Genomic DNA, 14,165 nt, shown 5'->3' on the forward strand with positions numbered 1-14,165 from the left:
CGTTAAGTTTCATTATCGAACCGCCGTATACGAGACCCGTACGTACGGTGGTGTGAGGGGTGCACTCCGTCATTAGATGGCGGAGCCATCCACTCGATTGTGTTTAGTTTTTATTCAGATGTCAGATTATAAATCCAATGACCGTTATTATACTTACCTATGGATTTTTCTTAATTTTCTAAATGGGCTGACTTTTCTAATTTTGGCTTTTGGGGCATAACTTTTATTATTGAGTCAACTTTTTTGTTTAATGTATCATACTGTTCAGTTGACGGTTTTTTTAGTGTGTAAATTGACAAAACAAAAGCTACCGCTCCAAAAAACACACTTATTCTGCTTACATTTTTATCAAATCGCGTTTTCTTATAGGATTTATAAATGTCAACTGCTTTAGGTTTGATTCTGACTATTGATGATATTTCATTCCGAGTTATTTTATGTCCCGCATCTGTAATCAGCCAAATTCCGTACTGTTCAAAAGGCTTTTTCTCGATATAATTCTCAGATTCCAAAAAGTCTAAAAAGTGTTTCATTCTTAATCTGTCCTTAAAGTTTTCTTCGTCCTCGAAATTTGCTAATAGAAAATCCTTTATTTGAACATATCCGAATGATTTGTTTTTCTTTAAAAGAAATTCAAACAGTTTAATATGCAAAACGCCTTTCTCCTTGCCCATGTTCGGTTGTTTTAAATTAAACACAACATATTAATATAACAACAAGTTGCTATATCCCCATTTTATCGTCAACTAACATAAACCTTATTTCCCAAAATATCCAGGTGATTATTGTATAATAATTAACAGTCAGATGTTTATAACCAGATGGAGTCGTCGGGAAATGAATTGGCGGAGCCTGAAAATCGCTTAGAATTTAGAACCTTACTCTATAAGTCAAGTGATATTTAAACCTTAGATGAGTGTTACAACAAATCCAAATTCAACTTAGGAAGTAAGTTCGCGGCTTCCTTCATTTTTTTGTCTATGATTTTGGCATAGATCTCCGTAGTTCGTATTTCACGGTGTCCCAGACGTTTGGAAACGGTATAGATATCCGCGCCATTTTCCAATAATAACACTGCATTGGTATGCCTGGCGGAATGAAAGGTGATGTGCTTATTAATGCCGGCAAACATACACCAACGGAGGAGTTGGAGGTTCATATGGGCACTATAACGGAGGCCTTTGAATACTCGGTCATGGGGACCTTTACGTTCCCCTAAAAGCTCCCTAGCCTGTTGTGAGATATATAAGTATTCCACCCCTTCAGTTTTCTTTTGCTGAAAGACAATACGGAATATAAAATTCCCGGAATTATCGGTACCCTCATCCCGGACCTCGGACCACTTTAGCTTATTAATATCAGACCAACGTATCCCCGATAAGGAGGAAAAGAGAAAGGCGCGTTTTAATAAAGGAATAGGGCAGGGGGTCTTGGATAGTTTTTGAAGTTCATCGGAGGTGAGGTATTCTCGGGTAGACTCTCCCGCTGTAAAACCTTTAACCTTCTTAATGAGGTTCTCCTTTAGGTACCCTTCTTCAAAAGCGGCATTTAAACAAGCCTTAAATTTATTGTAGTACGTATTTTTGGTGTTTTGGGATAACTTCTTTTTGCTCTGTGTAACAGCAACGGTATCCAGGTATTTCTTATAACCTTTAATAAAATCGACATCAATATCGTCAAAAGTTATGGTAGGGGAGCAATAGGCTTCTAGATGTTTCTGTGCAGCATCCCAATTGTCATAATTGCCTTTGGACTGGTAGCGTTCCTCTTTCTTCTGAAAATAAAAGTCTAATAAACTAACTTTTCCTTTGGTGTCGTTTTTAAGGTCATACTTCCCCTGATAGACTTCAGCCTTTCTTATTGTCAGTATTTGTTCAGCAAGCTCCAAGGTTTCCTTGTTTTTCTTTATTTCAGCATCGGTCTTGGGATCGGTTGTGAGATAGAGCTCTAGATATTCAAAATCCCTTAGATGTTTTGTTTTTCCTTCCGGAGTTAATCTATGTCCTTTATAGTATTCAATATATAGGCTAGACATTCCGCTTTTTAGCTTTTTCTTTCTGAGATGGACTTTCATACGAGGTGCATTTTTTACACCTCAGGTGTAATAAATTATTGCGAGGTGTAATTGAGATGTAAAAAAGTACAAAAAATAAATAACTATAAGAAAGTAAAACTCTTAAAGTTATTAACAAATAATTGATTTTCAGACACTTACAATTAAATGGTGTTATATGATTTCAAATAAAATGAATGTCTATTTCCCGATACAGAAATTAGCAAATATATTCCCTAGTAAATCGTCACTAGTGATCTCTCCGGTGATCTCACCAAAATGAAATAGTGCCTGGCGAATGTCTATGGCCAGTAAATCGGCGGGGGTATCCTCGTCCATGCCAAATTGTACCCTTTCTACCTCTTCCAATGCCTTTAATAGGGAGTTGTAGTGTCTGGTATTGGTAACGATGGTTTCGTTGTTGCGAAGGGCTCCTGTATTGACAAATTCTAACAACCGTTCTTTTAGGGTTTCTACGCCTTCACCTGTTTTGGCCGAAATAAAATGTAGGTTAGGGATTTGCTGGTGGAGCGAATCTTGCTCCTGAGCGCTTATCAAATCGGCCTTGTTCCCTAATATCAACAAGGGTTTTTGTGGGTATTTATTCTTTATTTTTTCGAGTTCAACCTTTAGTTTTTCGATATCAAATTCTGGCTTTAGTACCGAAGAACCGTCCAACATAAATATAACTACTTGTGACTGTTCTATTTTTTCGAAGGTTTTCTTTATTCCTATGCTTTCTACCACATCTTTGGTATCTCTAATCCCTGCAGTATCTATAAACCTAAACCCAATTCCGCCTATAGAAATTTCATCTTCTATGGTATCTCTAGTGGTTCCGGCAATAGCACTGACGATGGCTCGTTCTTCGTTTAGCAGTGCATTTAATAAGGTAGATTTACCAACGTTGGGCTCCCCAACAATAGCAATCGGAATACCGTTCTTTATCACGTTCCCGACGGCAAAAGAGTCGATTAGTCTTTTTAGTACTTCCTGAATTCTACGCAGTAGGTCTTTAAACTGACTCCTGTCGGCAAACTCTACGTCTTCTTCTGCAAAATCGAGTTCCAATTCTATCAGGGAAGCAAAATTAAGCAGTTCGTCGCGTAATTTTTTAATCTCGTTACTGAACCCACCTCTCATTTGTTGCATGGCGATTTGGTGGCTTGCCTCATTGTCAGAGGCAATCAGATCTGCTACTGCTTCGGCCTGACTAAGGTCTAGTTTGCCATTTAAAAAGGCTCTTAGGGTAAATTCACCAGCATCAGCGGTCCTACAGCCATTTCGCAAGAACAGCTGAATTATTTGTTGTTGTATATAAGGTGACCCATGACAGGATATTTCTACTACATCTTCTCCTGTATAGGAATTTGGTCCTTGAAAAACTGAGACCAATACTTCATCCAAGATTCTATCGTTTTCCACAATGTGGCCTAGATGAATGGTATGGGTTTTTTGTTTTGCTAAATCTTTTCCTCGAACCGATTTAAAAAAAGGCGCAGCCAAGGCGATGGCCGATTTTCCTGAAATACGGATTACCGCTATGGCTCCGGCCCCAGAAGGGGTGGCTAATGCTATAATGTTGTCGTTGGGGGTCATATCTTTTAATTGGTGTAAAAATACAATATATAAATTTCCGAACACAAAGGTTCCTTTAAAAAACAATCTCCCAAGAATACGACTGGCCGTTGTTCTATATAATCTCTGAAATAGAAATGATTAGTCTTTAAAACAATGTTCGTTTTGTATTTTATGTAACATTAGGCTTACTTTATAGTCTAATAAATATATTCATTTTAAAGGATCTTAAAATACGAGAAAAGTGATGAAGGAACAGAATAATCAATTATTGGTATTGACCCATTTAAGTCAGTTATTAGATTTGGTAACCGGTTTTGGAGGGTTTATAGTGCCACTTGTGATATGGCTTACAAAACGCGATACCATTATGGGAATGGATGAAAATGGGAAGTCTATCATCAATTTTCAATTGAGCATGTTTCTCTATGCGATTATTAGTATTCCTTTTATATTATTTTGTGGCGCCGGATTTATCGGACTTATTGCCGTGGGGATCATGTGTTTGGTATTTCCAATTGTCAATGCCGTAAAAGTTTCTAGTGGTGAAAACCCAAAATATCCTTTAAGTATAAAGTTTATTCTATAACGGTTTTATTCCAAAAGAGGAATTCTTGTAAGCCGCTCTATTTTTCAATAGGGAATTTGCTTTAAATGACTATCTATATTTTGCGTTAGGGACCGCGGCGGCATCCCCGCAGCAGCGCAAGGGATATAGACAAGGGCCCGACCGACGCAGGAGGGAACGCCCAAAACACCATACTAGTTCATAGGAGAAAGGATTCCATAAAAAAGCCGCACTGTATCATACAACGCGGCTTTTTCTATAAAAAAATGGTTATTTTAATTGTTGAGCATCACCGGCATTACCAACATGGTAACGTTTTCTCCTTCGTCCAAGCCATCAACAGGGGTTAGGATACCCGCTCTGTTAGGAAGGCTCATTTCTAATTGCACATCGTCAGAAGTAAGGTTGTTCAGCATCTCTACCAAAAACCTAGAGTTGAATCCGATTTGCATATCGTCTCCTTGGTAAGAACAGGTTAAACGCTCTTCGGCCTTGTTACTGTAATCGATATCTTCTGCAGAAATGTTTAATTCGGCTCCTGCAATTTTTAATCGGATCTGATGAGTAGTCTTGTTAGAGAAAATAGATACTCTTCTTACAGAACTTAAGATCTGGTTGCGTGAAATTGCCAGTTTGTTCGGGTTTTCTTTTGGGATAACAGCTTCATAGTTAGGGTATTTTCCATCTATAAGCCTACATATTAATACCGTGTTTTCAAAGCTAAACTTAGCATTGCTTTCATTGTATTCAATAACCACATCTGTTTCGCTACCGCCTAAAATACCCTTTAAAAGGTTCAATGGTTTTTTAGGCATAATAAATTCGGCTACTTGTGAGGCCGATACATCGGTACGTTGGTATTTCACCAATTTATGGGCATCGGTAGCAACAAAAGTTAAATTTTCTGGAGAAAACTGAAAAAAGACGCCGCTCATTACAGGTCTTAAATCATCGTTTCCGGCAGCAAAAATCGTTTTATTAATAGCGGTGGCCAAGATATCGCCTTCAAGGGTGGTAGAAGTAGGGTTAGAAAGTTCTATGGCCTTTGGAAACTCTGCGCCATCGGCATAGGCCAAGGCGTATTTACCGTGGTTAGAGCTGATCTCTACGGTGTTGTTGTCTTCTACAATAAAAGTCAATGGTTGTTCCGGAAAAGTCTTTAAGATTTCTAACAAAAGTCTTGCAGGAACTGCGATAACGCCCTCGCTATTGGAGTCCACATCTAAGATAGAGCTCATGGTTGTCTCCAAATCCGAAGCAGATACCTTAAGTTGATTCTGCTTTAGATCGAAAAGGAAATTATCCAGAATAGGTAAGGTGTTACTGTTGTTGATAACGCCTCCTAAAACTTGAAGCTGTTTAAGTAAATAGGTGCTAGATACTATAAATTTCATTCGTTTATTGTTTTTTAAGGAACCCCATGATTATAAAATTAAATATAAAGAACGGTTGGTTAATAACCGCTCTATTTTGTAAAATTCCTTGAATCTCTATCAAAACAAAGATATTTTAAATGTCCTTTTCAAGGAAACAAACTTATTAACACTTAATGGCCGTATTTTTTCTTTCGAATATTGCCAATTATCAATCCACAAATCAAGGTCAAAATCAATGGGAGGCCAATATTAATCAACTGCCATTTATTTTTTTGGTCATTTATTTTTTCCTCATCCAGGAATGGGATTGCTACTTTTTTATTCCGAATGTTTATAAGTCCGGTTTCGTCCAAGAGGTAATTTAGGCTATTTATCAGGAATTCCTTGTTGCCATAAAAATTATTGGTCCACCGGTCATAACCAAGTTCTAGAGGTCTTTTGTTACTAACTTGGTTTTTTATTAGGTCGCCATCTGCAATAACGATCATTTTATTTTGACTTCCTTTTTCTATGGGATCCTTTAATTTTATCGGTTTAATTCTGTTGGAGTAGGCCGATGTAAATTCCCCTTCAATTAATACTGCCAAAGGTTTGTTTCCTTGCTGGTAAGTTTCCTTAATTGGAGGGGTGTTAATAATGTCTAATCGTATTTCCTTGGGCAGCCCTTCTTCTTTGGATAGGGGCGAGCTTTGTAAGAGTATTTGCTTTTTATACCCATTGGCCAGGGTGTCTATACTGCTAGGGAATTGTAACCTTAGGGCTTCTATATTATTATTTATAGGATGGTTGTTCTTGGAAAATACCATGGGATGGTAATACCAGGGAACGGGATTGTATTGTGAATCATTGCCTTCGCCGGAAGCGATTACAATTTGGGTAAAATATAGGTCGTTGACCAACACAGGGTTAATACGGATACCGTATTTAAAGAAAAGATCGTCTAGATTCACATCTCTTGGAACGGCAAAGGCAGCACCTTTTTCATTGTATAAACTATCCATTTCCATAACAGCCCCATCAACAAGCCATAAAGATTTTCCTCCTTGTACCATATATTGGTCGAGAATATACTTTTCTGCTTCTGTAAAAGCTATCGTGGGCTTGGCAATAATAGCCGCGTCAAAACCATTTAACTGCTCTAGTACCTTTTCTGGGTTTTTTGCAACAGAATCCAAAGTAATGGCGCCAATATTGTAATACTCCCTTATCTCCGTTAAAAAGTCGGCCAAGTAAATATCCTCCAATTCGCCGTTTCCTTTTATAATGGCAACCCGCTTTTTTTGGGTAATGTTTAGTTTGGTAAAGGCATTGGCAAAAGCATATTCTAAATGTTGTACAGAATTGTTTACCCTTTGTTCGGTGGTAGCGCCTATTTTATTCTTTAAGAGCGGAACTTTAATGGTGGTACTATTGTAATTCACCAATGCCCAGGGAAACAATATTTCCTGGGATACTTTGCCTTGATGGTCTATGGTGACATTCACGGGGGTTAACCCCATTCCTTGTAAATCGGAAATAATGTTGTTTACGGAGGCTTCTTCTTCGAGTGGGTTTACAAAATTGAATTTGATGTTATTGTTTTCTGACGAAAACTCCTGCAATAATTGCTGGGTTTCTGTTTTTAACTTTATAAATTCTGCCGGTAGGTTGCCACCTAAAAGAATATCGATAATTACGGGGCTGTCAAACCTTTGGACGGATTGAAGAGAGGATGCGGTTAGGGTGTATCGCTTGTCTTCTGTCAGATCTAATCTAGCATGAAAAAAAGAAGCCAGAATATTCACCACAATTAATATTGCCACTACCTTTATAATAGATACATACTTTTTCTTCATTACCTATTTTGGTTTTTAAGTTGAACAGTGGTAAGGAAAATAAAAAACAGGCTTAGACTAGAAAAATAAATGATATCTCTGGTATCGATCACTCCTCTGGCAAGGTTGTCATAATGTGTTTTCATACCTAATGGCTGTAGTAGTAGCTGTAAAGCTCCATCTGCCGAAAGGCTCGCTAATCCCTCAAAACCATAAAATATCAGAAATGACAAAATCATGGCAATAAGGAAGGCTACAATTTGGTTTTCAGACAGGGTAGAAGCAAACAGGCCTATAGCGGTATAGGTAGCTATGAGGAATAAAAGACCAAAATAAGAGCCCCGTATAGCGCCCATATCCAAATTTCCAATGGTTGTTCCTAGTTCAGAAATGGTATGCACATAGAGTAGGGTAGGTAGCATAGCTATTATGGTTAAGACAAAAGCCCCAAGGAATTTGCCAAAAACCATTTCCCCTATTCCAATAGGTTTAATGAACAATAACTCTAAAGTGCCTAGTTTTTTTTCTTCCGAAAAACTTTTCATGGTTATCGCCGGAATTAAAAAAAGAAAAATCCAGGGGGACAGCAGAAAAAAATTGTCCAAATCGGCAAAACCATATTCAAAAATATTGAACGGCCCTTTGAATACCCAAAGGAACAAACCGTTTAAGGTAAGATATAACCCAATAACCAAATATCCTATGGGCGATGTTAAGTAGGATTGAATTTCCCTTTTAAATATAGCTAGCATGCTTTAAAGTTACTTGAGTGTTTCTTTTTTTATCAGGCTCCAAGCCACTGGTTTTTCTGAAAACAAAGGTTTTGTTTGTGACCATTGCTTTTTAAAAAAATCAGAATTCCTGTAATTGTCCAAATCCGCCTGGCTATCCCAATAGCTATAGGTGAAAAACAAGCTCGAATCTTCCGAGTCCTGGTACAATTCCAAAAAATTACACCCGGTGACCTGTCGAATCAAGTGTTTATTTGTATCGAAAATTACTTCAAATTTTTTAATATTTTCCTTCTTGAAGCTTAATTTTACAATTCTTATCAGCATTTAAAAGAAATTTATGGTAATGGTATCCCTATAATCGAGTCCCAAAAGGGTAGAGGCACCACCAACGGTATTTAAATCACTTTTGTAAATGGCAATTTCTATATATCCGGAAGAATTAAAAAGGGCCAACAATTCGCCGGGGGCTTTACGCTGGCTTTTATCGAGCTCAAAATTGACAATATCGCTATACTTGTTATAGATCGCTTTTATTTTTTTATTCCGAGCCAACAATTCAAATTCTCTTCCGTTTCCGTGAACGTTAAACATGCTTTTTTGGATATTGGTCACCACATTGCCATAATTGTCAATATAGATAACGCTTCCTGAGATAGAATCGCCATTATTGGTAATTCTCGCACTAAAGTCCTTTAGATCTTTAAGTTTGTTAAAGGGGCGGCCTATAACTTCTAAAGTTCCCCCTCTTGCGATATGGCTTGCCGCCTTTACAAAGACCTCCATCACCGGAAAAGGTCCATCCACGGAATCTGGCAATTGGATTTCGACGATTTTTTCGGGCACAATTTCTGAGATGATCAAACCAATCACCCCATTATTGGCCATGATAAAGTAATGATTGTCTACCAAAACGGCAATGTGCTGATTTTCGGGACTCAATTCCGAGTCTACCCCTACGATATGTATACTGCCCTCCGGAAAGTTTTTATAAGAATTCTTTAATATATAGGCACATTCTTGTATATTGAAGGGAGAAACATCATGAGAAATATCAACAATTTTAGCATCTGGTAACTCCTTATATATTGTTCCTTTTATGGCGCCTACAAAATGGTCTTTATGTCCAAAATCAGTAGTTAAAGTAATTATAGCCATAGAAAACTGTTGATATATTTTTAGTTAGGTAAGTTGTTTTTTACTTAAGTTTGTTGAACAAAATTACATAAAAAAACAGCGTGTCAAAATATATATTTTATGTCTAACAATTAAATACAAATATTCATTGAACGAACTTGTCATAGAGCTTACAGACATTAGCCCGAGAGATTTTTTTGGGCAAAATAATGAAAACATAGATTTAATAAAAAAGTTCTTCCCCAAACTTAAAATTGTTGCCAGGGGAAATAAGATTAAAGTATATGGGGACGAAGACCTTTTAGAGGAATTTGATCTTCGCTTTGATATGTTGACAGCTCATTATAATAAATATAATAAGTTAGACGAGAATAGTATAGAACGTTTGTTGGCGAGTAATGGGGAGGAAGATTTTACCGCTTCGGCAGCCAGTGGAGAGGTTTTGGTCCATGGCGTTAGTGGTAGGCTTATTAGAGCTCAAACGGCAAATCAAAGAAAGCTTGTTGATGCCTCTAGGGTAAGCGATATGGTTTTTGCAGTAGGTCCGGCTGGGACAGGAAAAACCTATACCGGAGTTGCCTTGGCCGTAAAGGCCTTAAAAGAAAAGCAGGTAAAACGTATTATATTAACCAGACCTGCAGTAGAGGCAGGAGAAAATCTAGGGTTTTTGCCTGGAGATCTCAAGGAAAAACTAGATCCGTATATGCAGCCTTTATACGATGCCCTAAGAGATATGATAGCCCCAGAGAAACTGGCACATTATATAGAGAACGGCATCATTCAAATTGCCCCAATGGCATTTATGAGAGGGCGGACTTTGGACAATGCCTTTGTTATTCTAGATGAAGCGCAAAATACGACCCACGCACAAATGAAGATGTTCCTAACCCGTATGGGGAAAAATGCCAAATTTTTAATCAATGGAGATCCTGGGCAGATAGATTTGCCGAGAAGGGCGGTTTCTGGTTTAAAGGAGGCCTTATTGGTGTTGCAAAATGTAGACGGAATTGGAATTATTTATCTGGACGATAAGGACGTTATCAGACATAAATTAGTTAAAAAAGTAATAGCAGCTTACAAAAGTATAGAGCATAATAATTGAGTAAATGAGTAATACAATAATTGACACAAATTTTAATTTTCCAGGACAGCAAGAGGTGTATAAAGGAAAAGTAAGGGAGGTATACCGTCTGGAAAATGATGTTTTGGTAATGGTAGCTACCGATAGGCTTTCTGCCTTTGATGTGGTGATGCCCAAGGGTATTCCTTACAAGGGACAAATTCTGAATCAGATTGCGACCAAAATGATGGCCGATACCGCTGACATTGTTCCTAACTGGTTAACTGCTACTCCAGACCCTAACGTTGCGGTTGGATACGCTTGTGAGCCGTTTAAGGTAGAAATGGTTATCCGTGGATATATGTCCGGACATGCTGCAAGGGAATATAAGGCAGGCAAAAGAGTATTGTGCGGTGTTGCAATGCCCGAAGGAATGAAGGAAAACGATAAATTCCCAGAACCAATACTAACTCCTGCTACCAAAGCAGAAATGGGCGACCATGATGAAGATATTTCTAGGGAAGATATTTTAAAACGCGGAATCGTTTCCGAAGAAGATTACTTGATTCTTGAAGAGTACACCAAAGCCTTATTTCAAAGAGGTACCGAAATTGCCGCTAAAAGAGGGTTGATTTTGGTAGATACGAAATATGAATTTGGAAAGACTTCAGACGGTAAAATAGTACTGATAGACGAAATCCATACCCCGGATTCTTCGCGTTATTTTTATGCCGATGGATATCAGGAAAGACAAGCCAAGGGCGAGGCTCAAAAGCAGTTGTCCAAGGAGTTCGTCCGTCAGTGGTTGATCAGCAATAATTTTCAAGGCTTAGAAGGGCAGACAGTTCCAGAAATGACCGATGAATACATCACCAGTGTTTCGGAACGTTATATAGAACTATATGAAAATATTACCGGTGAGAAATTCGTAAAAGCCGATATTTCCGATATTCAAAGAAGGATAGAAACCAATGTGCTTTCTCACTTAAACGGAAAATAAATATCGTTTCGGGATTTTGCTTAAATGTCTATTTGATATAGCTATTTAGGAGAGGTTTGCTAAAACAAACAAAAAAGGATGGCATTGCCATTCTTTTTTGTGTTTAGGAACCTAATTTTAATAAATCTTTTAATTTTAACGGTCCCTTGCTTTTTAAGCGAGTCCAAATCTTTAGAAAGGCAATGGCCGTAATATAGGCGTCACCAATAGCCGTATGACGGTCTTTCATGGAAATATCGAATTTTTCGGCCAAATCATCCAAGGAGTAATGGTCTTTCTTTTTAAAGACATTAGAGGTAAGCAAGGTTTTTTTATACAGTGTGGAGGTGTCCAATGTCTTGTTAAGTAATTTCGGAAGTTGATGCCTTTCCAAGGCCTGATTAATCATGTTAATATCGAAAATGGTATGATGTGCTATGATTACGGCGTTGCCCACAAAGGCCAAGAATTGTTTTAAAGCTTCAATCTCGGTGATACATTCGGTTCCTCTGCCGTTCTTTAAAATTCCGTGTATTTTTGCAGTTTCGGCATTGTAATGATCTTGAATAAGATATAGCTCGAGGCTTTGGTTTATGGCAATGTGTTTGTTGATTAGGTTAAGGGCCCCAATAGATAATATTCTATCATGGATATAGTCAAACCCAGTGGTTTCTGTATCTAAAACTACAAACCTAACCGAATTAACCTCCTCTGGTTGCTTTTCTAGAAAGCAATTTTCATAGGTCTTCCAGAAATCTGGGAGGTTTGCTGGTGGTCTTTTTTTAAAGAATTTTATCATCTTAAAATATTTGATATCTTGAATCTCACTGTTAAAAGTTCCTGGATTTCCTTGATAGTTTTAAAAGTCCTCTTCAGTTTTACTTTATCCTCCTTTGTTAGTTTGTCAATGGCAATATATCTTCCCGAATCGTTGTGTAATAATCCTTGTTTGGTACGGAATTTTAATAAGGCTTTTGTGGCAAAGGAGCAGGCCATAAATATTTCTTCATTGTTGGGTTCTAGCTCCGCCAATTTTTCGTATCGCCCAGGTGTGTTGTTTATGGATTTTACAGAATGGGATAAAATCAAGACCCTTGCGGCATCGGTAAGTGGCATAAGCGCTCTTCTTTTTAGATCGAAAAAATCCTTATGCTCTCCGTCTTGTTCTACCAATAGTTGTCTAAAGAAGCCAGTTGGAGACGGATTTTGGAGTGCCCCACTGGCAAGATGAAGGAAAAAAATCGGATATTTCTGGGTGATTTCAAAGATATAATCAGAGAGTTGGTTCACCAAAGTAATATCGCCATAGGTGAGGTTGTAATCAAAAAAGATAGACGAAAGTAGTATTTCATCTGCTCCTGGATTGGTAACCCATTGGGTAATGGCTTTTTTCCATTGATCTAAACTCAGGCACCAATTAGGGTTGGAAGCCATCATTTCTGCCGGACAGTATTCATATCCAATCTCGAACAGCCCTTTATTGATGATTTTTGATAATTCTAGGAAATAGGCCGTGGTTTCTTCCATTTTCTCCTCTGGAACATTCTGAAAAACCAGGGCATTGTCCTGATCGGTTTGTAATAATTGCTCATTGCGCCCCTGACTTCCAAGGGAGAGCCATGCAAAGGCTACCGGCGGTTTCTCGGGCATCTTGTCCAGCGCCATTTGGATGACCCGTTTTATACAGGCATCGTTGAGCTCAGATATTATTTTAGAGGTCAGTGTTAAAGGAATGTTTTGTCCCAAATATGCCCCTAACAAGTGGGTGATGCTTTTGCGGATATTTCGAATGTTTTTTACCTTCTTAGCACGCTGAATGGCTTTGATTAACACGGCCGGGTTATTACCTATGGCAACCATTAGGTCGTGTTTAGACAGTATACCAATAGCTTTGGAGTTGGGGGTGCCGTCCTTGGTAATACACAAATGGCTGATGCTGCTCTTCATCATGGCTATTTGGGCCTGGGTAATGGTCATGCTTTTTGCATACGTAATGACCGGGGAGACCATAATTTTAGATGCTTCCGTGGTAATCGGATATTTACCGGTAACAATATTGTTACGTAAGTCCTTGTCGGTAATAATACCAATCGGAAGTTTGTTCTCTACGACCAACATTGCCCCAACTTTTTTTTCGGTCATTTTTTCAGCGATCTCTTTTGCCGAGGTTGTTGCCGAACAGCTTATTAGTTTTTTAGAATACTTAACTGGTTGTAGGTCAAAGAGCTGAGCTTCTGGAGTGATAGGGCCTAAATTGGGGATTTCTTCATACAATTTACCCCTATGGCTTTTGGAATAAGGGTTACGGGTATTGGAGGCAAAACTCTCTATTAAAAAATTCCCCACCTCTTTGTTTTCCCGCGCATAAGGTTTAAAGATGTGTATAGGTATGGCGTAAAGGATGGTCTCTTCATGGGCTTGGGCAGTCATCTTATAATTTTCGAGCGCTATTAGAGGTCTAAGACCAAAAATATCGCCTTCGTCGCACATGTCCAAAATATCCATTTTTTCACCTCTTTTAAGGGCTACAGCACCTTTATGTACAACGTAAAAACTGGTGTGTGGTGGATCGTTTTCCGAAAAAATGACATTGTCCTTTTCCTTGTAAATGATGGTGATTTCCTTAGAAAGCGTCGCTAATTGATCCTGCGCTAACTCGTTAAAAGGAGGGAAATGTTCCAGAAAATCGGCAACCCTTTCGGAAATAGTATTTTTCATCATCAGTTGTATTGTTTTAAACCATCAACAGGCAATAAGCTATTTTATTCAGGCACATCAACCTATTTAAAGATCGGCCTTTTATAAACCTATAATTTTTGGTTAAAGTTACCTTTTTAAAAAATTCGATAAAAGAAAATAAAATGAAATC

Annotated in this window: 13 protein-coding genes; 3 read left to right on the forward strand and 10 right to left on the reverse strand. The window is 38.1% G+C overall.

The features are described from left to right. Positions 1–170: 170 nt before the first annotated feature. The 3 genes from BUA16_RS16580 to mnmE form a co-directional block, all read right to left on the reverse strand. Positions 171–674 carry a hypothetical protein gene (locus BUA16_RS16580; RefSeq protein WP_072765856.1) on the reverse strand — a complete coding sequence of 168 codons (504 nt, stop codon included), beginning with the start codon at positions 672–674 and terminating at the stop codon, positions 171–173. Positions 675–919: 245 nt separating this feature from the next. Next, complete coding sequence (locus BUA16_RS16585; protein ID WP_072765857.1) at positions 920–2,074, reverse strand: site-specific integrase; 1,155 nt, start codon at positions 2,072–2,074, stop codon at positions 920–922. Positions 2,075–2,254: 180 nt separating this feature from the next. Then, positions 2,255–3,652: a tRNA uridine-5-carboxymethylaminomethyl(34) synthesis GTPase MnmE gene (gene mnmE / locus BUA16_RS16590; RefSeq protein WP_072765875.1), complete on the reverse strand. Its 1,398-nt coding sequence runs from the start codon at positions 3,650–3,652 to the stop codon at positions 2,255–2,257. A gap of 226 nt (positions 3,653–3,878) precedes the next feature. On the opposite strand from mnmE, the gene BUA16_RS16595 reads away from it, so the two are divergent. Further along, positions 3,879–4,220, forward strand: a complete 342-nt coding sequence (locus tag BUA16_RS16595; protein ID WP_072765858.1) for a DUF4870 domain-containing protein — start codon at positions 3,879–3,881, stop codon at positions 4,218–4,220. A gap of 254 nt (positions 4,221–4,474) precedes the next feature. Here BUA16_RS16595 and dnaN read toward each other — a convergent pair whose 3' ends face one another. From dnaN to BUA16_RS16620, 5 genes are all read right to left on the reverse strand, one after another. Beyond that, entirely contained in the window at positions 4,475–5,593 is a 1,119-nt protein-coding gene (gene dnaN / locus BUA16_RS16600) for a DNA polymerase III subunit beta (RefSeq protein ID WP_072765859.1), read from the reverse strand. 152 nt (positions 5,594–5,745) lie between these two features. Then, complete coding sequence (gene gldG, locus BUA16_RS16605; RefSeq protein ID WP_072765860.1) at positions 5,746–7,410, reverse strand: gliding motility-associated ABC transporter substrate-binding protein GldG; 1,665 nt, start codon at positions 7,408–7,410, stop codon at positions 5,746–5,748. Continuing rightward, positions 7,410–8,141: a gliding motility-associated ABC transporter permease subunit GldF gene (gene gldF / locus BUA16_RS18750; RefSeq protein WP_072765861.1), complete on the reverse strand. Its 732-nt coding sequence runs from the start codon at positions 8,139–8,141 to the stop codon at positions 7,410–7,412. Before gldF ends, gldG begins: the two co-directional genes overlap by 1 nt. Positions 8,142–8,150: 9 nt before the next feature. After that, the gene (locus BUA16_RS16615; RefSeq protein WP_072765862.1) at positions 8,151–8,447 is read right to left on the reverse strand and encodes a putative quinol monooxygenase; all 297 of its coding nucleotides are present in this window, start codon (positions 8,445–8,447) and stop codon (positions 8,151–8,153) included. Continuing rightward, positions 8,448–9,278 (reverse strand): SAM hydrolase/SAM-dependent halogenase family protein, encoded by an 831-nt coding sequence (locus BUA16_RS16620; RefSeq protein ID WP_072765863.1) that lies wholly within the window; start codon positions 9,276–9,278, stop codon positions 8,448–8,450. It lies immediately after the preceding gene. Between the two features lie 127 nt (positions 9,279–9,405). Between BUA16_RS16620 and BUA16_RS16625 the strand changes: the two genes are divergently transcribed. Both BUA16_RS16625 and BUA16_RS16630 read left to right on the forward strand, forming a co-directional pair. Beyond that, the gene (locus tag BUA16_RS16625; RefSeq protein WP_072765864.1) at positions 9,406–10,359 is read left to right on the forward strand and encodes a PhoH family protein; all 954 of its coding nucleotides are present in this window, start codon (positions 9,406–9,408) and stop codon (positions 10,357–10,359) included. A 4-nt stretch (positions 10,360–10,363) separates the two neighbouring features. Then, complete coding sequence (locus tag BUA16_RS16630; RefSeq protein ID WP_072765865.1) at positions 10,364–11,317, forward strand: phosphoribosylaminoimidazolesuccinocarboxamide synthase; 954 nt, start codon at positions 10,364–10,366, stop codon at positions 11,315–11,317. Between the two features lie 103 nt (positions 11,318–11,420). Here the strand turns inward: BUA16_RS16630 and BUA16_RS16635 are convergent, their stop codons facing one another. Both BUA16_RS16635 and BUA16_RS16640 read right to left on the reverse strand, forming a co-directional pair. Then, positions 11,421–12,095: a 3'-5' exonuclease gene (locus BUA16_RS16635; RefSeq protein WP_072765866.1), complete on the reverse strand. Its 675-nt coding sequence runs from the start codon at positions 12,093–12,095 to the stop codon at positions 11,421–11,423. Next, positions 12,092–14,014: a DUF294 nucleotidyltransferase-like domain-containing protein gene (locus BUA16_RS16640; RefSeq protein ID WP_072765867.1), complete on the reverse strand. Its 1,923-nt coding sequence runs from the start codon at positions 14,012–14,014 to the stop codon at positions 12,092–12,094. Before BUA16_RS16640 ends, BUA16_RS16635 begins: the two co-directional genes overlap by 4 nt. Between the last annotated feature and the right edge of the window lie 151 nt (positions 14,015–14,165).

This window comes from Arenibacter nanhaiticus (assembly GCF_900141935.1).
In the GTDB taxonomy this organism is placed as follows: Bacteria; Bacteroidota; Bacteroidia; order Flavobacteriales; family Flavobacteriaceae; genus Arenibacter; species Arenibacter nanhaiticus.